The 26,333-nt window shown below is 39.7% G+C and carries 22 protein-coding genes; 8 read left to right on the top strand and 14 right to left on the bottom strand.

Annotated elements, in window-relative coordinates; genetic code table 11:
• Positions 1-43: 43 nt before the first annotated feature.
• Positions 44-1,465, bottom strand: coding sequence for an ATP-binding protein (locus CXF93_RS05200; protein WP_232784112.1), 1,422 nt, complete (start codon positions 1,463-1,465; stop codon positions 44-46).
• A gap of 1 nt (position 1,466) precedes the next feature.
• A complete protein-coding gene (locus CXF93_RS05195) occupies positions 1,467-2,165 on the bottom strand; it encodes a response regulator transcription factor (protein ID WP_101061359.1) in 699 nt (232 codons plus the stop codon).
• A 351-nt stretch (positions 2,166-2,516) separates the two neighbouring features.
• On the opposite strand from CXF93_RS05195, the gene dinG reads away from it, so the two are divergent.
• From dinG to priC, 3 genes are read left to right on the top strand one after another with little or no spacing between them, the layout of a single operon-like run.
• Positions 2,517-4,580 (top strand): ATP-dependent DNA helicase DinG, encoded by a 2,064-nt coding sequence (gene dinG, locus CXF93_RS05190; protein WP_101061358.1) that lies wholly within the window; start codon positions 2,517-2,519, stop codon positions 4,578-4,580.
• Positions 4,580-5,359 (top strand): TSUP family transporter, encoded by a 780-nt coding sequence (locus tag CXF93_RS05185; protein WP_101061357.1) that lies wholly within the window; start codon positions 4,580-4,582, stop codon positions 5,357-5,359. The genes dinG and CXF93_RS05185 overlap by 1 nt, the downstream gene beginning before the upstream one ends.
• Positions 5,347-5,997: a primosomal replication protein PriC gene (gene priC, locus CXF93_RS05180; RefSeq protein ID WP_101061356.1), complete on the top strand. Its 651-nt coding sequence runs from the start codon at positions 5,347-5,349 to the stop codon at positions 5,995-5,997. The genes CXF93_RS05185 and priC overlap by 13 nt, the downstream gene beginning before the upstream one ends.
• Positions 5,998-6,072: 75 nt before the next feature.
• On the opposite strand, the gene CXF93_RS22055 is transcribed toward priC, so the two are convergent.
• Positions 6,073-6,222, bottom strand: coding sequence for a hypothetical protein (locus tag CXF93_RS22055; protein ID WP_198551590.1), 150 nt, complete (start codon positions 6,220-6,222; stop codon positions 6,073-6,075).
• 147 nt (positions 6,223-6,369) lie between these two features.
• Here CXF93_RS22055 and rsmS point away from each other — a divergent pair, with 147 nt between their 5' ends.
• Positions 6,370-6,534 (top strand): pleiotropic regulatory protein RsmS, encoded by a 165-nt coding sequence (gene rsmS, locus CXF93_RS05175; RefSeq protein WP_101061355.1) that lies wholly within the window; start codon positions 6,370-6,372, stop codon positions 6,532-6,534.
• Between the two features lie 38 nt (positions 6,535-6,572).
• Here the strand turns inward: rsmS and CXF93_RS05170 are convergent, their stop codons facing one another.
• Both CXF93_RS05170 and CXF93_RS05165 read right to left on the bottom strand, forming a co-directional pair.
• Positions 6,573-8,810 (bottom strand): UvrD-helicase domain-containing protein, encoded by a 2,238-nt coding sequence (locus tag CXF93_RS05170; RefSeq protein WP_232784111.1) that lies wholly within the window; start codon positions 8,808-8,810, stop codon positions 6,573-6,575.
• 38 nt (positions 8,811-8,848) lie between these two features.
• Positions 8,849-10,273: an O-antigen ligase family protein gene (locus tag CXF93_RS05165; RefSeq protein WP_101061353.1), complete on the bottom strand. Its 1,425-nt coding sequence runs from the start codon at positions 10,271-10,273 to the stop codon at positions 8,849-8,851.
• A 182-nt stretch (positions 10,274-10,455) separates the two neighbouring features.
• On the opposite strand from CXF93_RS05165, the gene CXF93_RS05160 reads away from it, so the two are divergent.
• Positions 10,456-12,078: a phosphoethanolamine transferase gene (locus CXF93_RS05160; protein WP_101061352.1), complete on the top strand. Its 1,623-nt coding sequence runs from the start codon at positions 10,456-10,458 to the stop codon at positions 12,076-12,078.
• 205 nt (positions 12,079-12,283) lie between these two features.
• Here CXF93_RS05160 and CXF93_RS05155 read toward each other — a convergent pair whose 3' ends face one another.
• The 4 genes from CXF93_RS05155 to CXF93_RS05140 all read right to left on the bottom strand — a co-directional run bounded on the left by CXF93_RS05155 (position 12,284) and on the right by CXF93_RS05140 (position 16,497).
• Entirely contained in the window at positions 12,284-13,378 is a 1,095-nt protein-coding gene (locus CXF93_RS05155) for an acyltransferase (protein ID WP_101061351.1), read from the bottom strand.
• A 393-nt stretch (positions 13,379-13,771) separates the two neighbouring features.
• Positions 13,772-14,230, bottom strand: coding sequence for a c-type cytochrome (locus tag CXF93_RS05150; protein ID WP_101061350.1), 459 nt, complete (start codon positions 14,228-14,230; stop codon positions 13,772-13,774).
• 170 nt (positions 14,231-14,400) lie between these two features.
• Positions 14,401-14,922, bottom strand: a complete 522-nt coding sequence (locus CXF93_RS05145) for a hypothetical protein (protein WP_101061349.1) — start codon at positions 14,920-14,922, stop codon at positions 14,401-14,403.
• Between the two features lie 150 nt (positions 14,923-15,072).
• Complete coding sequence (locus CXF93_RS05140) at positions 15,073-16,497, bottom strand: hypothetical protein (RefSeq protein ID WP_232784110.1); 1,425 nt, start codon at positions 16,495-16,497, stop codon at positions 15,073-15,075.
• Between the two features lie 17 nt (positions 16,498-16,514).
• Between CXF93_RS05140 and CXF93_RS05135 the strand changes: the two genes are divergently transcribed.
• Together CXF93_RS05135 and CXF93_RS05130 are read left to right on the top strand one after the other, a co-directional pair.
• Positions 16,515-17,690 (top strand): hypothetical protein, encoded by a 1,176-nt coding sequence (locus CXF93_RS05135; RefSeq protein ID WP_101061347.1) that lies wholly within the window; start codon positions 16,515-16,517, stop codon positions 17,688-17,690.
• A gap of 183 nt (positions 17,691-17,873) precedes the next feature.
• Positions 17,874-20,759, top strand: a complete 2,886-nt coding sequence (locus CXF93_RS05130) for a methyl-accepting chemotaxis protein (RefSeq protein WP_101061346.1) — start codon at positions 17,874-17,876, stop codon at positions 20,757-20,759.
• On the opposite strand, the gene CXF93_RS05125 is transcribed toward CXF93_RS05130, so the two are convergent.
• The 4 genes from CXF93_RS05125 to CXF93_RS05110 form a co-directional block, all read right to left on the bottom strand.
• The gene (locus CXF93_RS05125; protein WP_101061345.1) at positions 20,756-21,253 is read right to left on the bottom strand and encodes a protein disulfide oxidoreductase; all 498 of its coding nucleotides are present in this window, start codon (positions 21,251-21,253) and stop codon (positions 20,756-20,758) included. The two genes, CXF93_RS05130 and CXF93_RS05125, sit on opposite strands and share 4 nt — an antisense overlap.
• An 81-nt stretch (positions 21,254-21,334) precedes the next feature.
• Complete coding sequence (locus CXF93_RS05120; protein ID WP_101061344.1) at positions 21,335-22,108, bottom strand: DsbA family protein; 774 nt, start codon at positions 22,106-22,108, stop codon at positions 21,335-21,337.
• Positions 22,109-22,230: 122 nt separating this feature from the next.
• Positions 22,231-24,318, bottom strand: a complete 2,088-nt coding sequence (locus CXF93_RS05115; RefSeq protein ID WP_232784109.1) for a protein-disulfide reductase DsbD — start codon at positions 24,316-24,318, stop codon at positions 22,231-22,233.
• Between the two features lie 258 nt (positions 24,319-24,576).
• On the bottom strand, positions 24,577-25,023 hold the full coding sequence (locus CXF93_RS05110; protein WP_101061343.1) for a hypothetical protein: 447 nt from the start codon (positions 25,021-25,023) through the stop codon (positions 24,577-24,579).
• A 382-nt stretch (positions 25,024-25,405) separates the two neighbouring features.
• Here CXF93_RS05110 and CXF93_RS05105 point away from each other — a divergent pair, with 382 nt between their 5' ends.
• Positions 25,406-25,702: a DUF3622 domain-containing protein gene (locus CXF93_RS05105; protein WP_101061342.1), complete on the top strand. Its 297-nt coding sequence runs from the start codon at positions 25,406-25,408 to the stop codon at positions 25,700-25,702.
• A 218-nt stretch (positions 25,703-25,920) separates the two neighbouring features.
• Here CXF93_RS05105 and CXF93_RS05100 read toward each other — a convergent pair whose 3' ends face one another.
• Positions 25,921-26,130 (bottom strand): hypothetical protein, encoded by a 210-nt coding sequence (locus CXF93_RS05100; RefSeq protein WP_101061341.1) that lies wholly within the window; start codon positions 26,128-26,130, stop codon positions 25,921-25,923.
• Positions 26,131-26,333: the final 203 nt, after the last annotated feature.

Here is a 26,333-nt window from a genome sequence, read left to right as displayed (position 1 = left end):
ATGAGATTAAATGACGACAAGCACCAGCGGTCGTCATTTTATTTTACTGTTCGTATTCGTGTTCATGTTCATGTTCATGTTTAAACTCAATAATAAACAGTGCACCACCAAGATCACTGGTTTCAATCAGTATGTTACCGTGCATGGTTTTAACAATCGTATTTACAATCGCTAAACCTAAACCAAATCCGCCAGTTTGCCGACTTCGGCTGTTATCTAAACGGGTAAACGCATCAAGTACTTGCTCGCGCTGCTGTAAGGAAATCCCATCACCATCATCCTCGACGATAATTCGATAATACTCACCATGACTTTGGAGGCTAATTTTGACGACTGAATCTGCATATAAACAGGCATTTTTCACCAAGTTATCTACAATGAGTTGAAGGTAGCGAGGGTTACCATCCACACTAACCAAATCTATGTCGGATGAAATACATATCTGTGGATATTGACGCTGAAATTCACTTTCACGTGACTTTATTAAACAGCTTAAATCAACACTCTGATTTATGGATGATGGATTATGTTCGATCGTTTGCAACATCAAAATATCATTAGCCAAGGCTTCCATTTCGACCGAATATCGGCTCAAGTCACTATGTAATGCGGTGGTATATTCACTATGCTCTTCATCACTTAATAACCCCATCACTAACTGAATGCGTGTTAACGGCGTACGTAATTCATGCGCAATGGCATTTGCCATGACTCGTTGTTGATGCTCTGAATGTTGCAACGACTCTGCCATTTTATTGAAACTTGTTGCCATTTGATTCAAAGGCGCGGGAATTTTATTGTTTACCCGAGTATCTAGATCGCCCTTTGCCAGCGCTAAACTAGCATCACTTAACCGATAGACGTGATTGGATATATTTCTGACTGTCGAATACAGTACTAAGGCAATACTTAAAAAGATAAAACCTAATAAAAATAGCTCAGCATCATAACCCTCCCAATCTTCAGGTCCATCTATCGGTAAATTAACGCCTGTACTGTCAATAATCAGTAATAGCCCATCATTATGCGGTAGGATCACTGCAAGAAGGCCACTTTCGTCATTATGTTTATAGACGAAAACTCCCCATTTACCGACACCAACAGGCAGAGGCGGATAGTTTTTATTGGGCTCGATGTCAACAACATCTAACAATTCATGTTTGTTGTGATATTGCAGTGCATTTTTCATCGAAATATTTTCAATCGTAAAACCAGTAAACCGGCTTAGTAAGTCGACTTCCATGTTCCAAACATCTGTATCTTCAACAAAATCATCGAGTAATCTTGCCGCAAAACTAGCATCGTGAACAAATGTCACATCATCAAGGTTTTCGTAGTAATAATCCATCGACAGACTAACCACGACAATACTACCTACGATCACGGCAGTCACACTGATATACAACTTGAAAAACAGCGTATTCGGCGAATTATAACTGATGAATTCCTTCAGCTTGGTAAACATATTATTGCTTAACAAATAGGTAGCCCTTACAGCGAATTGTTTTGATTATTTGATACGGTGCAACATCATCTTTTATCTTTTTACGTAGACTTGATAAACGCATATCCAACGCTCTATCTAGGCCATCAAATTCAACGCCTTTAAGTGCGCGATAACATTCGTCTCGGCTGACAATCATCCCAGCTTGTTTAGCTAAATAGGCTAACATTTCATATTCTGCGCCAGTTAAAATTATCTCTTCATTATTACGCGTAACGAGACGTTTCAAGGTATCTATAGTTAAGCAGCCAGTATGACTTAGCGCGTTAATATTTTGATTACTTCTATTTTCACGACGCAAAAACGCTTCGATATGCGATAACAAGATATGTGGTCGCAGCGGTTTGTGCAAATAGCCATCAGCGCCAGTATCTAATGCTGACATTTCAGATATCTCTTCGCTACAAGCGGTGAGCATAATAATAGGTCCGCTATAGAACTCACGACTTTGCTTACATACTTCAATACCGTCCAAGCCTGGCATCATTATATCTAATACCACTAGGTCGGGTTGTAATCGGGCAATATCAGCGAGTCCATCTGTACCGTTATTACTCAGTGATACTTGGTATCCTTTACTGCGTAAGAACATATCGAGAAGTCGACAAATCTCTAAATCATCTTCAACAATTAAAATGTGTTTTTTGTCATCTGCTAACATATTTAAGGAAACCTTATGCCGTTATTAATTAAGTAAAGCACTATTTCTACAAAGTTCTTTATGGAGGCAATATACCACTGTGCTACTAGCAAGCCTATGCATATACCGTTCTTTGTTTGATGATGTGTAAACAGCTACACCATAATATAAAACTCAAGGTCAGCTTTCAGTCTCTAATTTGTCAGTTTTGTAAGCTTTGTCAGTGGTGAATAAGCGCTCACCCGGTATTTTTATAAACTACTGTAAATTTATCAGTGTTCACCGACGTAATATCTATACAGATTTTATAATTGCGCTAAAATAGAGTGATTATAAAAGTACTAACGACCTTTCTTCAGATTAAGAGTAACCATGCTTTCAGATAAGAGTAAAAAAGCGATTCGTGATGTTTATCAAAATATCCGAGATTCACTACCTGACTTCGCAGTCCGTCGCTCACAAAATATCCTTGTGGCAGAAATGGCAAAAACCCTCGCCGGTAATTTTGATAAAAACCGCCGTTTGATTATTGCTGAAGCTGGCACCGGTACAGGCAAGTCATTAGCTTATCTGATTGCAGGGATCCCACTGGCAACCGAAGCCAAGCAGACGTTAGTCATATCGACCGCCACCGTTGCCTTACAAGAGCAGTTAATAAATAAAGAGTTACCTTTCTTTCGCCGTCAATCGGGACTGAAATTTGAGTTTGCCTTGGTGAAAGGTCGCCAGCGTTATTGCTGTGAACAAAAATTAGCGATGCTTGCTCAAGCAGATGACCAAATAGAGCTGCTTGCTGACTTAGCTACTATCCCTAAAAAACGTGACTTCCAGCTTATTAAGCGCTTATTTACCGCCTACGCAGCTGGTAAATGGCAAGGTGACATAGACAGCTGGCCAACCCAGATCCCCGATGACATTTGGCAATTAATCGTTTCTGACCGTCACAGTTGCAGCAAATCATTTAGTGCTCATAGAAATTGCCCATTTCATAAAGCCCGTGAAGCTTTAGATCAGTGTGACGTACTCATTGTTAACCACGCATTATTATTGGCCGATTTAGAGCTCGGTGGCGGTATTATTTTACCTAAACCAGAAGACTGCTATTACGTCATCGATGAAGCGCATCACTTACCGCGCATTACTCGTGACTTTTCGTCAGCGCATGCATCGGTATTAGGGGCTAAAGCCTGGCTACAAACTATGGCAGTATCAATGCGCCAACTCACGCAGACAATTGCATCAAGTGATATTTCAGATCCTGTCACCAAACTGCTCAGTTCAATCAACAGCATCAATAAAGAATTGACTAAGATCCACAGTTTAATGTCAGCCAATGACGCGCAGTTTAGTGATGATTCTTGGCGCTTTACCGATGGTCAATTACCCGAAGCATTAGCAGAGTTAGCGGCCAACATGAATCACGAAACCAAACGTGGCGTCTCACAAACAGCAAAAATTGTGGATGTGCTTGCCGAACAATTAAAACAAGATCAACTACCGCAAGCCAAAGCCAACAAACTCATTGCTGAAGTCGGTTTCTATTTACAACGCATCGAAAACCTCCACCAAGTGTGGAATATGCTGATTAAAGAAACCAAAGGCACGCCACTGGCAAAATGGGTAGAGAAAAGCGGCAATCGCCAAGACGACCATATTTTTGCGGCCAGTTTGATTGATGTGGACAGTAAACTTGAACATATGTTGTGGTCACAGTGTGGCGCGGCGATCCTAACATCAGCAACGTTAACCTCTCTCGGCAACTTTGATTATTTCCGTCGCCAAGTTGGTCTATTCAATGATGAGTCGACACAGCATCTGCAACTCAATTCACCGTTTGAGTTTGAACAAGCAGAGCTGTATATACCGAACTTAGCCCTCGCGCCCAATGAACAAGGCTTCACTGAATTATTAGGGCAAAAACTACCGAGCTTATTACCTGACAAAAAAGCATCATTAGTGTTATTCAGCTCGTACCGTCAAATGAATCAAGTGGCTGAAATTATCCGTAGCACCACTAAACTAGAGCTATTGGTGCAAAAAGAAAGCTCACGTTCAGAACAACTACAAAAACACAGCGACAACGTCAAAGCCAATAAAACCAGTATCTTATTTGGCACCAGCAGCTTGTCCGAGGGTCTGGATTTACCCGGTGACTTATTAACTAATTTAATTATCACTAAGATCCCGTTCTCAGTACCCACTTCGCCTGTTGAAGAAGCGCAGTCAGAATGGATAACTAAATCAGGGGGCAATCCGTTTATGCAAGTGTCGGTACCCGAAGCCAGTAAAAAATTGATCCAATCTTGTGGCCGATTGCTGAGAAAAGAAAAAGATTCTGGTAGAATTACGCTACTTGATCGTCGAGTTATCAGTAAACGCTACGGACCAGCATTGCTTAATTCGCTCCCCCCTTATAAAAGAAATATAGAATTTTGATGTTAGAACTTGGTTTAGAACCTTCGGTTTTTATAATTTTATGCAGTGTCGCACTGGTTGCTGGTTTCATTGATGCCATTGCCGGTGGTGGTGGTCTATTAACAGTACCCGCACTACTCAGTGCTGGTCTACCGCCACACCTGGCATTAGGTACCAATAAATTAGCCGCGAGCTTTGGTTCCAGTGCCGCCGCAATTACGTTTTATAAAAAACGTTTATTTAATCCCAAATTTTGGTGGCGATCATTTCTGTTCACTGCCGTTGGTGCGATATGCGGTACCTTAATGGTCAACGTCATCAGCAACGCTTGGTTAGACAAATTATTACCCGTCATTATCATCTTTACCGCTATCTATTCTATTTTTAGCAAAACCCAAGAACACACAGGTGAAACCTTACCCGATGATAATCCGGCACTGCATAAGAAACAGGGCATACAAGGTTATATTATTGGTTTCTATGATGGTGTAGCGGGTCCAGGCACTGGTGCATTTTGGACTGTGTCGACAATGGCACTCTACAAACTGAATATTTTGTTTGCCTCTGGCGTTGCTAAAGCAATGAATTTCACCAGTAACTTCACATCCTTACTGACCTTTATTTATCTTGGTCATATCAACTGGTATCTGGGCTTAAGCATGGGGCTATGTATTATGATTGGCGCGATTGTTGGTGCGCATACCGCTATTCATTTTGGCGCTAAATTCATTCGCCCATTATTTATTACAGTGGTGATCATCATTGCCTGTAAACTGGCGTACCAAGCATGGCTACAATAAACCGCCAGCAGCAACAGTTAAACCAACTCGCTCAGCGTATTCAACAGCTGAGTGCGTTGAGTAAGCAAGTTAACTCCAGTCACACCACGACGATAAACTATAAATTACGTGATCGTGCGTTGTTCTATCCGGGTTTATTCATCTATAACAATCAAGATATTCATCAATACGTGGTTGAGTTAGAAAAGAGCATGACGCGTCTACAAGTCTATTTTGATAAACAAGCGGCAAAAGATAATAAGCCAAGCACATCGCGAGACAATTTATTAGTTATAAAAGATACATTAGCTATAAACAATACATTATCGATAGAAGAAGTGTTATTAGAGAAAGTAGCACATCAATTTAGGGCGATTAACGGCGTATTACAGAAGTGTCATTTTAGACGTGGTGAAGTCCAAGAACAGCAAATCAATTATGATGTTATGGCGAAGAAGTTACTGCAGAAATCACACTATTTATATGATAAATTAGCGCAACAAGTAGAGTTTGAACGCCGTTTGCAAGCAATGATAGATCAACAAAGCGATCCACTTCAATTGCAGCAAACGAAACAAAGGTTACAGCGTTGTCAGGCCGCGACAGCAAAAGTGCGACAACAACTACAACGCTATGAACAAAAGAAAGATGTTAGTTAGTTTAGATTTAATGTTACTGCTAATGTTAAACATAAACCAATTAAATACTGAGCAATTGAACGATAACCGCATGAATTAAGCTTCTACTTGTAGAAGATCCATTACCATTAACTTACGAATTACACTTACATACATTACGTTGATTTTTGCCATTTTAGTAATGTTAGTTAATGAATGACCTTCGCGTAATAACTGGATAACGTGGTGTACTTGTTCTTTGTTCATAATAGCCTCGGCATTAAATTGTTAATCAATGAATATGGGCTAATAATATCAGTTTGATTGTAATAAAATATATCGTTCTAAATTAAAAATCTTAATACGTAATATTTCATTAAAATAATCTACTAAAATAATTAAGGATTCTTTATCATGTCGTTAGAAAACGCACCAAAACATATAAAATTAGCAGTGGATCTTATTCAATTACTAGAAGAAAACCAGATGCCGACAGAAACAGTCGTTAAAGCATTAACGATCGTGCAACAAGACTTCCAACGTAAACTTGACGCAGAAACAACCAGTCTTGCCAGTTAATAAGGCGATTTCATCACATTTACCGAGCATATCCACGACTACTTAGTTACGGTGACGGCGTAATCTCCAGCCAGTAGTTCTTCCACAAAATCTGATGGTTTATCTTTATTACACAGTAAACTGACCTGCTGACGCGCCCGTGTTAAGGCCACATAAAACAAGCGGCGCTCTTCTGCATCAGGGAATCCAGACAGATCCGGTTGTAATATTTCCGCAAACGGATGGCGACGTTTATGACAAGGGAAACCATGCTCACCCGCCTCCATCGCTAAAACAATGACATTATCAGCTTCTTGGCCTTTCGCGCTATGCACCGTCATGGCTTTAATCTCCAACTGCGGATATTGCAAAGATAATGCAGCCTGTGACTTGGCATCCGGTAATTGAAAATTAAATCGCGCTAGCAATAACACTGATTTTTGTTTCCCCTCACCTTTCTGTTTCCCTGTATTGTTCGCCGCTAATTGAGCTAATTTCTTTTCTAACAACAATTCATTTGCTGGTAACAACTTATTTACTGGTAACAATTCATTTTCTGGTAATAATGTGTTCGCCTTCTTATCACTTTGCTTATTACTATTTTTCTGGTCGTTACCAAGCTGATAATAACTTATCTGCACACAGGCTTTTTTGGCTTTGCTCTGTGTGGTGATCTGCTTATCCATCTGTTCTGCATTGGCCATCACGAATTTACTGGCAACCGCGCTAATCTGATCATTGAATCGGAATGTGGTATCGAGTGGTAAGGTACAGGTTATACCAAAATAATCACTGAAACGCGTTGTCACTGCAATGTCACTGCCAGCGAATTGATAAATAGCCTGCCAATCATCGCCAACACAGAACAGCTTACTGTCGTCGTGCTGAGTTTGTAACTGTCTTACTAAGCTAGCGCGCGCTTGCGAGATATCTTGAAATTCATCAACAAGTATATGCAACCAAGGCGAGTTGAACTGGCCATTACTAACATAGTCACAGGCTTTAGTGATCATCCCATCAAAGTCTAACTCATTGTTTTCGTGTAAATCAGCCTCATAAAAGCCAAGTAGTATCTCCACAATTTCATGTGTTAACGCCGCGAAATGTGTATCAGATAAGGCATTTAACTTTTGTTTCGATTTGTCTGTCAGGGTATTTTTATACTGCATAGTCAATTCGACAAGTTGACTTAACAATTTCTTATAACCGCCCTTACCTGCTAATAACCGCTGCACTTCGGCGTCATGCTTATTCTCAGGTAACTTACCTAACCAAGCCACATAAGCGTAACAGTACTCACTAAATAAGGCCTTAAAGTCTTCATCCCGCAGATCTTTATCAAGTACTTCATTATCAAGTAAAAGCGCCGCGATGCTTTGCTTAAAGAATTGCTGCTTGGCACTATCACTACTGGCAAGCTTACTGATTTTGGGCTTACCTCCATCAACTTGTTTAATGATATCTAGCGCTAACGCATGGAAGGTCTTTACGGTGATCTTGGCATTGGGTAATCGTTCCGCGAGTCTTGTTTTCATCTCTTGCGCTGCATCTTTTGCAAACGCCAAAATCAATATCGAATCTGCAGTGGCTTGTTGAGACTCGAGTAAATAAGCACAACGCCCCAGCATGACACTGGTTTTGCCACAGCCAGCACCCGCTAGCACCAAGTTGGCGTCATTGGCAACAACACAGGCATCTCGTTGTTTTTCAGTCAGAGGATGGCTTTCAAGGTTATCAAACAAGATTTTATGGCTTTGTTTGTGCTTATTCATCACAGCTTGATTGTATTTATCCAGATTATCATCCTGACTTTGCTGCCAAAAACGCAAGTGAGCTAAAGGTAGCTTGAGTGTCGGGGGGATGTGATTAATCTGCGGCAATATTTCTAACCAATCAGCCCAAGGTGATAATTTCTGCTTTAAACTCAGCCATTTGGAATGGGGAATATAACCTTGTTCGATCACTTGTGTGAGCTGTTGATACTGTTCGAGTATCGCTGTTTCTTGGCCCGTTAGCGCATGAAAGTACAAGTCATCAATCAGTCCGGTAACATCCGCCTTGGTCACACCATTTAAACGTACGCGTTGGTCTTCCCAATTAAGAACGATGGTATCAAAGAAGGATCCCCGATAATGCTTTAATTTAGGTTCAAAGCTTGCCCACGGATAATGGTAAATTTGTTGTCGCTTAGTGGTAAAAACAGCCCCTTCAGGACGAAATGATAAGGTACGGCAGTTAGCACCAAATAATTGAGCAACATTAGAAAAAGAATAGTCAGGCAATGCAGATGTACTCAAGAATAAACAGTAGACAAAACATAGCACAATCCCCAGTATTATTTAATACATGAGGTGCAATTTATCGCTTCTTTATCGACTTTAACAAGATCTTCAACTGCCAGTCTTTCCGATAATATTTTAGCTAAGGCCACGGTCATCGACAATAAGATATACAAAGGCCAGGTAAAACCCTGAGTCAAAAATGTTCCGGCGACACAAAACGCCAACAATCCAGCAAAAATACCATCGTTACAGGTTACGATAGCATTTCGCTCACTCGTTGGTAACACCCTGCTATCAACTTCGGTGCGCCATAACCGCCTAAACAACATAGTAATAAGTGTAATAAGTAGTGCCAATCCGACAAAGCCCGTTTCAGCTAATACCTGAAACCAAGTACTGTGAACAGCATGATTTTTACCATCCCAATGTGGGCTAAACAAGTAATAATTAAGGTAGAAATTATTGATACCTACGCCGGTAAAAGGGTTTGCTACAGCCATTCCCCATGCCGCCATCCATGCATAAATACGACCCATCGCAGACTCATCAACCCCACCTTCTGCGGCACCGCCTGAGGAACGGTCAGAAACCCCCGCCATCACTAATAAAATCGGCAATAACATAGCAGCTCCCGCTACTATGTATAGCTTGTTTTTGATGCGTTTAAAGGCAAAGTAACCGGTCACAGTCATGATCCCCATCAGTCCACCACGACTCTGCGTAGCGATAATGGCCCAAAATAAAATAACATACGCAACCGCCAATAATAATCGGTGTAACTTGCCAATGTTCGGCTGCAGTAGATTAGATAAGGTAAATGACATCGGAAACATCAGTACTAGCGACAAATCATTCGGATCGCCAATTAAGGAACCTAAGTTTCGGGAAATAGTGACCCGAGTCCCCTCTACAAGGCCAATTCCTTCTAATTTATTGCTAATGGCTTTTAAGCCAATCATTGCACCTGCAACCACGTATAAATAAGTGGCAATACGAAAGTGATGGATACTGCGTACCAGCCAACAGATCGCGATCGTCATTACCCAAACTTTACTTAACACGCCGCTGAAAGTGCTAAACGCGGCATTTTTATTATAAGCGAACATGATACCAAACGTCGCCCAGCCGAGAAATAAACAGACTAAGGTGAGCTCTGTCGACCAGTATATTTTAATATTATTGCTTAAGAATATATGCCAGCCCAGTACAAAAAAAGACGCTAGCGAAAACGCCAAGGGAATACGTAAGGGCATCATCATAGGAAAGGCTTCATGAATACGAAAATAAGAAAAAATAATGAAGGTAATGACAATATAAAACGGGATCCTTAACAAGCCTATCAACACCAGTGGCGTAAGTACAAATACCACAGGTACTAACCACATTTTGGTTTTATACCACAATAAGCCAACCACCAGGGTTAGTATCACACTGAATAGTATTTGCAAACGTGGGTTAAAGGTATTGATATCTATCATTAAACATCCCTGCTTATTGACCTAATACTGAAGCGACATAATAAGTAAAGCAGGAATACAGCAAAGTGAGGTTAGCGTAGTAGAAAAATATGCTTTATTTGTAGTAAGTTAGATGTAACGAGCCAACTTCAACGTTTATCACCTAATATTAGATATACTATCGTTAACTTGGTTATATTTTAATGTCAAAAAAAGTACCACTTAGCTCATCTAAAAATATACTCTATTTATCGGCGTCTATTATTTTAATTTATATATATTATATTTTCATTCTGGTCGATGTGGAGTCTTTAGGCAGTGCTTTCAATTTTGCTAACATAAAATATATTGCAGGCGTTGCACTTAAAGCCAGTATTAGTACACTGTTTATTTTGCTTCTATCCACCATTTTCAAATCAAAGTATCTGAACTTATTATTGTTCATTATGATCAGTGTGATGTCATCCATCATGCTCTTCATTAGTATCCAATATGGGCGTTTTGAACTGGGTATTTTTATCAGTCTCATGGAAACGAATACCAAAGAAAGTATGGAAATGCTTAACTCTTTTGATATTCCATTAGTGGTACTATTACAACTTATTATCACACCCTTGCTTTTATTCAGCATAAACCTACGTCTCGTTGGTTTTAAAACCAATGTTATTATCGTGTCTACTCTGGTGTTATTAGTTGGTTTATCGTCATCACAAGCTAAAAATAATGCCGTATTTTCAGTATCCCCCGCAGGGGAAGTAGTCCTAGTTCCGATGAGTAGAGCCTATTACATTTTATTTAACATGCCTTTATTGAAAGCAATTCCGTTATCACAATCATATGCTCAATTGAAAAAAATTGAGAATAGTCCGATCACATCGGAATGGGAAAACATCACAGTTTCAACGTCATCTGATAAGAAAAATTACGTGGTTATCATTGGAGAATCAGTACAAAAGTCATCGTTATTCTCATACGGATACCATAGGCAGACAACCGAATCACTGCAAGACACAAATGGTATCACTTTAATTTCAGATCCAATTGCACCAGCCCCACAAACCGGCATGGCCTTGAGTCGAATTTTAGCCATCAATAATAAGCTCAATATTAATAATAATTTAAACATTATCGACTTAGCCAATCAGTCTGGTTTCAATACCTACTGGTTTTCCAATCAAGGTCAGATTGGCATATATGATAGTCCCATCACTAACATTGCGAATAGAACTAACTTCACCATATTTCATAATCAAAATTATCAGCAGGCAAATTCTGATTTCGTCTTAATCGAGGATTTAAAAGCGCATTTAGACAGTGATGCAAATAACGTTTATTTTCTGCATATGATCGGCTCTCATGCCGATTTCTGTGAACGGACCAAAGACTTGGTAAAACTGGAGGACTCCTATAGAGCACAGTTGAGTAATGACCAAAACTGTTATGATGATAGTATCTTAAACACCAGCCTCTTTATGAACAAGGTGGTATCGTTGCTAAAATCAACATCTTCAGATTATGAAGTGATATATTTTTCAGATCACGGCCTCGTGGATATAGCAAGAAAGCCGTATAAATCTCATGGTGTCGGTAGTTTATTTCAAAGAGAGGCGCTTGAGGTTCCGTTTATATTTATTTCCAGTAGTAAAACCAACAGTAACGTACAAAATACGACTTATTTCATGCGCGATTTCCCACATACTTTCGCAGAATGGCTAGGCGTAACCGCGACACAGATTGATTATACTAAATCAGTGTTCCACCCTGACATCAAACAAGATAAATACGTCGTGAATGACTCTTCAGAAATAATCTATTTCACAGAATAGCAGTATTGTAACCTGACGAGTCGTTATAGTGGTGGTGTTGGTAGTTGTAGCCGTGTGATGGTCGTTGTGTTAGTAATTGTGATAATTCGGTGTTCGAGTACGGTGTAAGTGCCGCCATTGCTTAAGCTGTGCAGCATAAAACAAGGTTGTATTATTCATACAGCAGGTGTGTATTCAAAACAGCTGGCATCACCCGAGTAGCTATTTACCTTTTTAATAAACCATGTAAGTTATTATTAAGTCTCAACAAAAAGAGCGAATAAAGTGATGCAATGGCCAAGCACAGTAAGCACAATAAAATAGTGATGAATTCATTGTTAAACTCATGCGCCATACCTTCCCAAGGCGTTCTTAAAAATCCATTGACCAAAAATAACGGCATGGAGATTGAGCCAAAAAACATGCAGGTTTTAAAAACGAAACTGCCCACTTTAATGTGCTTCAATATCGCGCTAAACAAAAACAGCAAGATGATAGCAAAGAAGAAATGACTAACTAAGAAAGCATATTCACTAAAATTACCGATAGTGAATGCTGCAATTGAAATACCAAGCAACCAATTTGGTAAGTTTACCGGTTTATCTTGCGCTAAATAAATGCCTAAACACAATACAGGCATGTGGCCAATCACGGTAATAAAAACGCTAACATTGCTATATAGGTAACCGTTAGTCAGCATGGATATAGCGATGCAAAGTAAACTTATAGCGATTAAAAATGCATTTCCAAAGCGCTTGAACATAACCAATATTAATGGAAATACTAAGTAAAATTGAAATATAAACGATAAAAACCACCATGGTCCAACTATCGATAAGCCTTGGTGCGGATAAAAGTTATATAACAGAGATAATTTAAAGATAAGCGGCTTGGACAGCGGGAGCAACCACTCCATCAAGCCCATTCCGCCATAAATCACATTATAGGTAAACATAAAAATAAGATAAGACAAGATTGCGAGTAAAAACATCGGATAAATTTTAACTGCGCGATCGAAAATAAACTTTATATATAATAACTTACTGTCACTTTTAGCGTACTTTTTCATTAATCCATAAGCACTTAAAAAGATAAATATTTGCACGCCAAAATGACCAAAGTAGCTAAATAATGCGCGAATAATACCGGCTGGTTCGGTCAATAAAATATCAAAAAAATTGAAGATCTTTACCGCCGTGAACTCCATTTCATTTTCGCTAGGCGTTGGGAAACGATGCATGAAGTTATGAATAACGATCATTAAGATACCCAAACCTTTAAAAACATTCGTTTCAATCTTAGTAATGCCATTCCAAATCATGTATTCCCTTAATTATGATAACCAATAGCGTTAATATTGGTTTAAGGTCGGTATAACCTGATTTATCATTACGCTATATTAAAATGATAGATCATATCTGTTATTACAACATAATAAATACAGAGACTTGCTTTATCAATAATAGATATATCGGTTATGCTATCAGCTTAAGATATGGCAAACAGTGACAATAAGGGAAGAGGCGTTGAAGGAATATTGAAAGAGCATCTTAGTATTTCTGCTCATTTTCGATTTAACAGAAGCCAGTACGTGAACGGGTTCATCTTATTCAGATCTATCATTAAACATCCTGCTTATTGATAACCTTACCTAAGTAACAGGCTAAAGAGCCTTAAACATAGATGAACACGAAACACTCCGTAATACTAAGTACTACTCATACTTATAATAACGGTAGTCTGTTTTAGAATGTGGTACTAGTTCGTAGTATGGCTGTAAAAATGTCACGACATCGACAAGTTCTGTCACTGTCATCACATCATTATAAACTTTCATTTTTGATACGCCATCAATTTGAACCATTGAATGAGGGTAACCTCGAGCTATTTTATGCGACGGATTAATAATTGAAGTCACTAAGTCTGCATACGTTTTAACAACAGTAGATGTCCCGCCAAGTCTCACAGATAGCTCGGGATTATCCATAATATCCGGTTGTTCAATACCTTTCAGCTTATGACATGATAGGCATTCATATTTTAAAAATACCGTTTTTCCATTACTTACATCACCTTTAGGCAAACTGAAACCTTTAGATGATTCAGGCCCTGATTCACAACCAACTAGAATGGTAGTTCCCAGAACTAACATATATAACGATAAATATTTCATACAATAACTCCCACATAACTTTGTTAGGTGTTGCTGCAGCTCTAGATATAATTTTAGGCTAGCATATGAACAACACCTCACTCTAAATCTTAGAAGTCGATTCTATTTTTGCATATGTTTGAGTCAAATTATTCCAGTAAGAATATGGGGAATTAAGCCTCTAGAACACCTTATTTACTCTCAATCGCTAACGGGATCTCGTCTAACAACATAGTGCCTTTAGTCACACCATCCGCCAATTTCAAGTATTCGCGGGTAAAAATAGGTCTAAATTTATCTGCATCCATCGCCATGTAACGGTTTAATTTACGATATAGCGTATAAACAAAGTTATCTCCAGTTTCGGCACGTTCCGCTGGGCTTTTACGTTTAAACTTAAACAAGCGGTCGTAAGCTTTATCATGATCTGAGTGACCCATTAATACAATCGATTCACGCATGATCATATCAGCTACCACAGGTAGGCTTGGCGGAAAATCATAAGGCAAACCATTGCTACGACGCAGTGTTGGTATCTGCTCTGCGACCTTGATAATGGCTTCAGGTGGATATTTGGTGAATGTTAGTTTCCAGATATTAAATTGCGCCGAATCGTAGTCATAATTAAATGACGGGAAGCTGCTTGCAAGCATGGTATACATAGTTGCAATGGCTTCTGTTTGTGGCTGAGTTAAACTAATTGTTTGTTCCATACACCCTACTATCAAAATTTGAAATTTCTATTTACCGCACTATTTACAGCAATAGTTATCGTACTACTTACAGTAATAGCTACCGCACTAGTGACTGCACAAGTTACCGCACTCGCACAATTATCTAGCTCTTATCTAACTAATAGCCCGTTAATCATCGTCGCCATCAAAGAAGCCCGGATCAATAAATCGAGGTGGTAATGTTTTCAATGGTGCTGTGGTTACCGTACGCTCATGCGCCATAGGCTTCACGACACCGCCGTTTTCTCCGGTCATACCGACGGTTAACTTACTAATACCCATATCAGCTAAGGCTTTATTTAAGTTACTGTCTTTACGACTCGCTCGCGATACATCTTGCTTACCATTCAGTGCTAACGATATCAGACTATGCACGCTAGTATCATCTTTGAATAATAGACCAAAAGCAAAGTTAACAGATTGATAATACGGGTCTACTTGCGCACCATCAATGGCTAATTTCAGATCGGCTTCGGTAAATACTTCCAAACGCAGTATCAGTCGGTCACGTTGCTCAGCCGTCATGCGTAAATTAATACCCACCGCAGTTTGGGTTCGTTCAAGCCAATAATTAAAGATTCGTAACGCCGGAGAATCCGCCTGGCTTACTTCCATGCTGTCCGCTAAGCTAACCAGGCTTTCGATATTGCCCGAGTTAGTAAAGATATCATTAAAGTTACGACCTTTATTGACTAAGTCACGACGGTGATCAACACCATCAACCGCACGCTTGAGCTCGGCAATCGAATGTAACATTAACAGACTGTGTAGCTTTTCAAAGTGTGCTTGTTTCGGCGCAATATATTGCGACTGCTGCAAACGTTTCGAGCTAAACCAATAATCATAAACCTGCTTAATATCCGCCATCTTTTGCGGATCTTGCCTGATTTGATGATAGTTCGGCATAAATCCACTTTGGTTTTGGATATGACGTACACCTTGACGATTTATTGTCGGCTGAAAAGGCTGACGCGCTTCAGAATTAGGATTGTGAGTAGATTGAATACTGGCTGGTGCATTGACCCTGTTCACCGCTGATACATCTTTAATATGCTGTAATTCAGTGCCATCAAGCTCATACCAATCAAACGCTGGATTACGACTGTTCAGCTGAATACATAACACTTTAATATGTTCAATAGTAAAACCTTGGCGCATGAACTCGTCACAGCGCACGCGGAATTTACCGTTATTAAAATTCAAGCGTTTTTGCGAATACTCAGCGACTAAATCAAACACTTGCTGAAAATACTGCAGACTTGGATCCGGCGCTGATACGGGGCTAGCAACCTGCTCTTTAAAGTCTTCATACATAATGGCGTTATTGATGTACAGACCAGAGTCATCTTGCTGAAGATAGTTTTTATTAATCAGTTCAGTAATGCTATGCTGTTTGTCAGATTGCAACGAGAAACGCGAAAAATCCGCAATGCGGTCTTTATTCTTTTTGCATAACATCCATACTAATAAGCGAAATGCAGCATCAGAAAGTGATGATGATTGCGCGATATGATCAGGCACGATAAAGTACGTGCTCTCCATTTTTCTATTCATAACTGTTTAACACCACAATGCCATATTTAATTACAACTGAGCAATACGCTAACCTAAAGTCTACCATAGAAGACTTACTTGCACCTTTTGATTCCTTTGCTTTTTCAGACTTTGTTACTGTTAACCCGGTATCGGCGCTAACAGTAAAAAAAGCAGATCAACTAGTGACAGCTCAAGGTTATGAAATTACATTAGATCTATTAGAACAAAGCGACGAGCGATACATTATCGAAGCCTATTATGATATCACTGATAACAGCAATATCTATGCGATAAATGAATACGCACAACCGATAAATTTATTAAAAAACCCCAGTTTCACACGTACTTGTACTATCTGTAATACCAGTACAAACCGTAGCCAAGGGCTGATATTTAACCATCCGCAACAAGGTGACTTTTGTGCGCATCTCGCTTGTGTCAAAAAGCGCTTGCCGGAATTAATGCCATTTGTAAACTATTTGCAAAAGCTACCCGCATTAGTTGCGCAGCTTGAACAACTGCAAAACAGTGTATTTAATCAAACTTATGCATCGGGTGCCCCGCTGCGTCTGTATCTAGCAATAGTCGAAGATGAAATTCGCCAACACGGTTTTGTTAGCAAACAAGACGCGATCCAGTTTCATCATGACTTTAAGCATGCGAGTTACAATAAAGCCGCGCAGTGCTATCAAACATCATCGTATCCTAAAAACCTAAGTTTTGAGTTTGTTGAAAAAGCTATTTTGTATACCAAGCAAATGAAATCAACCAGCCTAAATGACAAGTTAAAACAGCTGTGTGAGCAAAGTGTATTAGCTGAAAATGAACTTGCAACTGCAGCATTAATTATCTCTAACTACATCGTTAATAACCAAGGTTTGTTAAGCCATCAATCACCACTGGCAACCGATAAAAAACTAGCACTGCATAATGATGGCAGCCAGATCAGTGAGACATTACGGTTAAAAGGCAAACTCGGTGATTATGTACGTTGTCGTATTACTGTGAATAGCTGTAAATATCAAATAGTCACCAAGCGTTACGATATTCGCGGTAAAGATGATACCGGCCGCGTGGTGCAATTCAATCACAGCCTAGCAATTACCGAAAAATCATATATTTATATCAGTGGCTTTATCTCTAAGTTTTATCAAAACCAGTACGGCTATACCATTTCGGTATTAAAAGGCGTAAAAGTCCTCTCTTCATAACCAGATCAATACGCGTATTGCACTTACTTACTTTAATCCAGTAACGGTTAATCACGCGTAGTTCTGAATAAATACCTCTTTTTATAGATCTAGCTCGCACTTATCTGTTTTCTATGATTAAAACCACTCCAATTACCAATTTGTAGCTAGGTTTGTTCATAGGAACTTACTCAGCTGGAGGCTATGGCAATGAAAATCAACATGCCAATTACGGATACAGAACAATTTATGAAAGAAGGAGATATTCTTGTCTCCAAGACAGATCTAAAAGGTTCTATTACCTTTGTGAATAGAGCATTTATTGAATTAAGTGGCTTCACCGAAGAGGAGCTATTACGCAAAAGCCACAGTATCGTTCGACATCCGGATATGCCACCAGCCGCCTTTAAAGACCTTTGGGAAACCATACAAAAAGGTTGTCCTTGGACTGGCATCATTAAGAACAGAGTTAAAAATGGTGACTTTTACTGGGTTGTAGCAAATGTCATCCCGATTAAGAAAAATGGCCAAGTTATCGAATTCATGTCGGTAAGAACGAAGCCAACATTGCAAGAAATAAAAGAAGCTGAGCTAACCTACCAAGCGATGAATACTGATAGTCAACCACGAAAAAACCCGCTCGTTACACTCAAGAAAGTATTTACTAACGCAGGACTAAAAACCAAATTCACCATCTTAACTGCCTTTGTCGCCTTTATCTTGGTGGCCGGAGCGCTGGTTCAATATGATAAAGTCCATAAAATTGATACTGCTTGGGATAGCTATCAAGCCAACGTTTCCGCACGTGGTACAGTTATCAATGAGATAGCAACATCATTAGGCTATGGCGGGGCTGTCCATCAATTCAAAAATTATATCCTCCGTCAAGATGAAAATTACAGACAACAATTCATTCAAAGCTATACCGACTTACAGAGTCAGGTCAGTCACTACCAAGCGTTAGCTGGAATTAGTGCACAAGAACAGAGTGCATTAAAACAGATTGTCAATGTTGCAGACCAATACCGCCAGCAGCTAGATAACGTCCAATCTCTCATCGCCAATGGCGTTGGGATAAACCAGATTGACGCCAGTGTGAAGGTCGATGACACACCCGCGCTCAATGCCTTGGTACAATTACAACAAAATTATGCATCACTCACACAACAGGCCACTGATACCCTACACACCCAAATCAATGATTCATTTGTCAGCTTAGGGACAGAGAGACTCGCTACATTCCTGCTTTTAGCCTTTCTTGCTGTCATGGTGCTAAACCGCGCAATAATGAAACCAATCAAGCAGTTAATTGGTGTTTTAAATCATATTAATGAAGGTAAATACGAAAACAAGTTTGAAATTCGCAACAACAGTGAATTTGGTAAATTATTCCAAGCCATTTACATTACCCAAACCAAGCTTAACTTCGATATTCAAGAGTCTCGCTTAACCGCTGAAGAAGCATTGCGTATCAAAAATGCGCTCGACAATGTGACCGCTAATGTCATGGTGGCCGATGGTCAGCGTAATATTATCTACATGAATGAGTCGGTGAATCAATTACTGTCTCACGCAGAAAAAGACATCCAAAAAGACTTGCCTAATTTTAGTGTGGCTAAGTTAATGGGTGCCAATATCGACATATTCCACAAACGCCCACAACATCAACAACAAATGTTACAAGGGCTGTCATCAACCCACCAAGCAAATATCAGCATTGGCGGCAGAACGATGCAATTAACCCTTAATCCTGTCACCAACGCAGCTAATGAACGCCTCGGTACGGTAGTTGAATGGAATGATAAAACCGCTGAACTGGCCATTGAACAGGAGATTGATGAAATTGTGGCAGCCGCTGCCAACGGTGATTTATCCAAACGTATTAACCTTGAAGGTAAGAATGAATTCTTTACTAAGTTAAGCAGTGGCTTAAATGAATTACTGGAAAGTTCATCATTGTTTGTCAGTGATGTCGGCAGCTTGTTCTCGCGTATGTCGGAAGGTGATTTAACCCAATCCATTGAGCAAGAGTACAACGGTGAATTTCAACAAATCAAAAATGATGCAAACAACACGATAGATAAATTAACCTCCATTATCAGCCAGATCCGCGAATCTGCAAATACAGTGAGTACTGCATCACACGAGATCGCTTTGGGTAATACAGATCTGAGCCAACGCACCGAGGAACAAGCTTGTTCATTAGAAGAAACAGCCTCGAGCATGGAAGAGATCACCGCGACCGTGAAACAAAGTGCAGCGAATACCGATGAAGCGAATAAACTCGCAACAGAGGCCAAAAACAAAGCTCAAAATGGCGGTAAAACGGTACAAGACGCTGTCTCCGCAATGAAAGAGATCTTGACTGCGAGTAACCGTATTAATGACATTATTGGTGTCATTGATGAAATTGCTTTCCAAACCAACCTACTGGCATTGAATGCCGCTGTAGAAGCAGCGCGTGCCGGTGAACAAGGCCGTGGCTTTGCGGTGGTGGCAGGTGAAGTGCGTAACTTATCACAACGCTCTGCCGACGCAGCAAAAGAAATCAAAGACCTTATTCGTGACAGTGTTGAAAAAGTAAAAGTAGGTTCATCGTTAGTCAATGATTCGGGTGAGACATTACAAGAAATCGTGCATTCGGTTGAACACGTAGCGAATATGATATCTGAAGTCAGTAACGCGGCAACAGAGCAATCTAGCGGTATTGAGCAAGTGAATCTAGCCGTCAATCAGATGGATGAAGTGACGCAACAAAATGCCGCACTGGTAGAGCAAGCCTCTGTAGCAAGCTCCGCGATGTCAGAACAGGTCAATCACATGACCCAGTTAATCCAATTCTTTAAGCTAATTCAGTCAGAGCAAGAAGAACGTCAAATGCAAAATACACAACATCCTGCATCAGGACAGGGGCAACACAATCAAGGCGTACCCCGTCAACAAGGTACCCAACGTCGTTCAACAAATGCGAACTACAACCAACGCAGTGGACAGCAATCGACTGCACAGCCAGTAACGGCGCAACAGCAGCAATCCAATAACAAGGCTATAGCCGCATTATCTAATAATGACAGTTGGGATGAATTTTAACTCATCATTAAGCGCCACCAGATCCCAGGTAAACTGGTAAATCCGGTGGTTAACCATTTAACCTCACCATCTTTGATAACTAAGATGGTTGGGGTAACTTTTACTTTCCAGTCCTTACCCAAATCATAATTTTCATCGTTAAGTACAGCAAAGTTATAGCCATTGTGTTGTAAGTATTTTTTAACCCTCAAGTCTTCACCTGAGCTTAATGCCACCGTCACCACCGGATAATATACCGATAGCGTATCAACAGCAGGACTAACAAAATTACACACAGGACACCATGTTGCCCAAAAATAGACAACCACAGCTTGATCTTTACTTAACTCAGCAAGATCAACACTCTCTCCCGTCAGTGTCGTGCCTGCTAGTGCAGGTACGTTCTCTTTAGGAAAATCTTTGCCACGCCATACGTCTACAGCAGTGGTAATAACCAATGCCAGTAGTAAAAAAATACCTAATTGCTTAACCCATCCCAGCAGTCGTTGCTTCATGTAATCGTTTCCGTTGTGAATACGCATACCAATTACATTCAATAACGAATGACTTATTCAATATAATTGGAAACAGAATTTTTATTTATTACGTTTAGCCGCGAGTGCAGCTTTAACTTGTTGCTCTAATTGACCATAAGGAACCAGACCACCGACGATTTGATCGGCAAAGATTAATGCAGGCGTACCAGATAAACCAAACTCACGCATTAATTCCATATTACCGCCAATTGTTTTTTCAACGCTGTCAGCAGTATCATCTAGCCACTCATTAGTGTCGGTAATGTTACTCACTTTCTCAATTGCACTGCTGTCCAAACGGCTCGGACGTGACATTAATTTTTTATGTAACTCGGCAAATTTAGCTGGCTCATTTGCCCATACTGTTAATGCGAAGTCCGTTGCTTCTTTCGAGCTTGGACCTAAAATCGGTACCAATTTATACACAACACGTACTTCAGGGTATTCTTTAACTAATCGCTCTAACAGCGGCTCAATTTTTTTACAGTAAGAGCAATTAAAATCACTAAAGTAAGCAATGGTTAACTCTGGATTTTCAGCACCCATCCACGGGTCCATTTTGTTATTAAACAAGGCAGTATGATTGTTGTCTAGGCTTTGATATTGCTGTTCTTTCACCTTGTTCTGCTCATTTTCTTGCAGGGCAATAATGGCTGCTTTTAAGATATCAGGATTATTCACCAAGGCTTCTTTTAACATTTGGTTGAACTCTGCTTGTGGCATTGCAGTCACTTCTGTTTTTGCTGGTGCAGCCCATGCCATCTGCGTTGCTAAAATACCAATTGAAAGTGCAGCAGAGATAGACTTTGAGAGCGTTAATAATTTCGTTTTCATGGTTTTTCCTATTATCAAATTTGTTTGACCCATTGCTACAAGCATGGAGCCATTGTTTTATATTAGAGCAATTCTTTTTAAATCGTCCACCCCGCGCCAAAGCACAGGATGGAATAGAATGATTAGTCACCGCTAGCTTGCTTAATTGCATTCATCACAGCATCGTCGGTTAAGATGACCGGCAGTGGAATACCGTTTGGCGCGTTCGGGCCATAAACGATATTAAAGGGCACACCAAAACGACCATTACTTTGTAAATAATCCGTCACTTTTTCAGATCTAACGGTCCAATCACCTTTCATCGTCACCATATTTTCGGTTTGTAGTTTACTATAAACAGGATCTTGTAATACCACGCCTATTTTATTGGCTTTACAAGTAATGCACCAATCCGCTGTCACATCCACAAAGACTGTTTTACCTGCATTCACTTGCTGTTCGATTGCGGCAGTATCAAGTGTTTGCCAGACTAAATCATCCGGCAGTCCTTGCGACCATTTACTGGTTGTTAACGATGCAGCTAACATACCAGCACTACCCAGTAACAAGCCAATACTGACGCTGATAAGTACAGCCCGCTTACCTTTTAGCTTTATCATAAAGCCAATAAATACCAGACTAACAACACTAAATAGTACATAAATAACAAGTGCGGGTAAGAAACTAGATAGTAAGGTAACGAGCCACAAGCAAGTAAGCATTAACAGACCAGAAAATACGGTTTTAACCGACCCCATCCAGCGACCCGGCTTAGGTAATAGACCAACAAGGCTTGGAAAAGTTGCCACTAACAACCATGGCAACGCCATACCAATCGCCAGCGCAGTAAAGATAACAAATAAGCTAAGCGTATCAGCACCGAGTGCATAAGCAACTGCAGTCCCCAAGAATGGCGCACTACAGGGTGTAGCGAGTAACGTCGCGAACATACCTTGTAAGAAGTGTCCACGGTTACTGTCATCACCTGCGGTAGCTAGTTTGGTTTGTACATTTGACGATAAGCTAAATTCAAATGCGCCGAGCATGTTTAATGAGAACACCGCGGTAATCACCACCATGACGGCGATAAACCAAGGACTCTGGAATTGAATACCCCAACCAATCGCTTGGCCTGTTGCTTTTAATGTAAATATAAAGCCCGCAAGTAACCAGAATGACACGATAATACCGGCCGCAGAAGCGAAGAATTGCTGCCTAATCTTACCTTTCTCAACACGTGGTGCATCGATAATCGTGCTTAATTTCATGCCTAACACAGGTAAAACGCAAGGCATAATATTAAGTATCAAACCACCTAATAACGCGAATAGTACAATTCCAATTAAAGATTCACCTGTAACAGTAACGAACCCAGCAGTAACAGGCGTCGAGAATTCCAATGCTTGCTCTGTGTCTATTACTGTTAGATTTAATGGTTTGTCAATTAACTCCACCTCACCTAACCAGCTACTGGCATCAAACACCGCCGTTATTGTGTCAGTAACTTGCTCAACAGACGCTAACTTAAAGCTAGTATCAAGATCACCGTCAATTAATAATGTCGGCGTTCCAGCCCAGTCATAACCTGATACTTTTGCTTGCAACTGACTTTTTTCTTGATCCCATAGCAACTCAATCGCATTATTATCATCTACTTTTTTAGGTACTTGGACGATACTTTTATTATATAAAAACATCGCTTCTGCATCGGCTTGTAGATTTTGAGCATCAACCAACATATCGATGTTGTAATCCGTTAACACGCAAATAGTCGTACACGAAGATAAGGTTAATTTACCGGCTAATATCAGCGGTTTATTAATATCTTCTAGCTGTAACTGAATGGGGAAACTGACTGAATCCTTATAACCATAAGTATCTAAACCAAGTAATGTAAAGTGCTTTGGTACTGGCCACTGCCAATCACTGTTAACCAGATTACTCGAATCTTGCCAATCAATACTGGGGGCAATACCGCCATCACCAGGTGATCGCCAATAGGTTTTCCAATCGTCAGCAAGCTTTACTTCAAGTACAGCGGGCACGGTATTATTGGTTTTATCCACTTGCCCAGTTAGCATAAAGCGTAACTGGATCGGTGGGTGTGATGGGTCTTGTAACCAGCCCGTTGTCTGCGCCGAAATACTCGCCGAGATAAACAGTAAGCAAGTTACCAATAAGGTTTTTATTATTTTCAAATCATGTCTCCAAAAAGCACTTAAAGTCATCATAGCGATACCTCAATGCCAATTGTATTTAGTCGGTGTCAATAAACAGATAATGTCGAGTGCTATTCTAGTAACATAATAGTTATGCAGAATACAATTCTCATCAGTAATGTCTAAAGATAAGCATAATAGTTCGTTAATATACCTGAGTTACAGAAAAAGACTTAAACATTTAATATCAAATAGTTAATATCAAACAGTTAGTATAAAACGGGAATTGCTTAATCGTTTCTTTCGCTATATCTAAGGTCGAGTGGAATATTACTCGTCGAATTTACACAAAATGAGATGACGGCGTTGCGAAGGGACAAATCGAGTGGAGAGAGAAATAACATTAGGCGTCTGGCGCATAAAGTAATGGCTAAACATGATGATCATTAAAATGACCATGACCAGTTCATCCATGTGGGTACTGGCTTTCTGCAATAATTTTTCAGTCAACTTACAAACGCCATTACTGTTATCAACATAACTGGCATCGTAAAGTTCAATCTGCGCAGATGTACTGGAATTAGCTGCAGTGCTATTATTTTGATTAGCGCTTACATTGGCAGTAGCCTGACGATTTAGTTGCTTATCACTAAGCGAATCAGCATTAACAACGGGCTGGTTAAACGCATAAGCATTGTTAACCATACAAGCAATCAAAAACGTGACTATTAATAGCAAGCTTATATTGGCATTGTTTGTTGGTTTAGTTACGCGCATACATTCTTATGGTTAAGTTCATAGTTGAAAAAATAATTGAAAAAATAGCAGAATTCGTCATAGCGTTCATTTTTACCGATAATCATCAAATATGACAAGTCAGGCTTATTAAAATTACCCTTCTTTACCAAAAATAGCTATAAATCGCTGCTATATACTAAAATCTAGTGATGAATTTAATTAACTGCTGGTATTTTTGTCATTTTAGCCTAGAATCCCGCCCTCTAGTTCATTTCTCTTTATCCAGTGTTGATAACAAAACCTATCGCGATAATTAAGTAGAATGAAAAAGCACAAACAAGATACTCAAACTCGTTCTCTGATAAAATATCTTCAAGCAGTTTGAGTATATAACACTGAATAATTGCTAGGAAATAGACACATGGCTAAAGGTAAAAAGTACGATTTTAATTTGGTATTAGTAGACGGTTCTTGGACTGCTGAAATCGTTAGAAAGATCACATCTAAAAAAACAGTTGTATCAAAAAGCCAAGCTGGTTTTGCTTCAGAAGCAGAAGCACAGGTTTGGGCTGAAACTGAATTAAAAGGTTTCTTACAAAACCAAATCGACCGTAACGCACGCCGCATTCGTTTAGTTTCAGAAAGCGTTGAAGACAATGCAGAAGAGAGTGCTAAAGATAGCGCTGAAGAGTCTGACGAATCAGAAGACGACGCTTAATATCACGCTGATATAAGCAAGGTCTTAGCCATCGCTAATTATCTTAATTAGCGATGGCTATTTATATAGACAATTGCCTAAATCCACAATTTCCCCGCACTACTCCACCCTAGATCGTTTATTTCGCCATATTGAGCGAACATATGCAGCAAAGGGAAATCAAAATATAACTCTACTTACAGAGACTGTTAACAGCCTCTTATTTACGCTAAATAATGTTATTTATCAGCGTAAGTCAAAACTAAATTGCTACCGTCGATTCTAACGTCTTTGTAGCCCTTTAAATTTTCAGCAAGTACATCAAGCCCTTTTTCAGTAAGCGCTTCATCTGATAGCGTATAAGTCGTTGTGTTTTTACCAGACGTTGCATCATTATTGACTGCAGATTGAATGTTGTTTAACAGTTCTTTAAGGTCATCATTGTGCATATGTATACTCTCTATAAATGTATATTGTTTAAGTTTACTTAACATTTTTGATGGTAGGCTGTTTGCTGTTTGGTTTCAATATATTGTTTTAAATATCAATTATAAATAGACCAAGTAATAAGCGTAAATGAACATTTTCTTTCAACGGCTAATACGATATTAGAAATAGCGTTATCATCATGAAGATATTTTTACCTGCAACG

The organism is Moritella sp. Urea-trap-13 (genome assembly GCF_002836355.1).
GTDB lineage: Bacteria > Pseudomonadota > Gammaproteobacteria > Enterobacterales > Moritellaceae > Moritella.
This window is presented reverse-complemented; position numbering and strand designations above follow the sequence as displayed.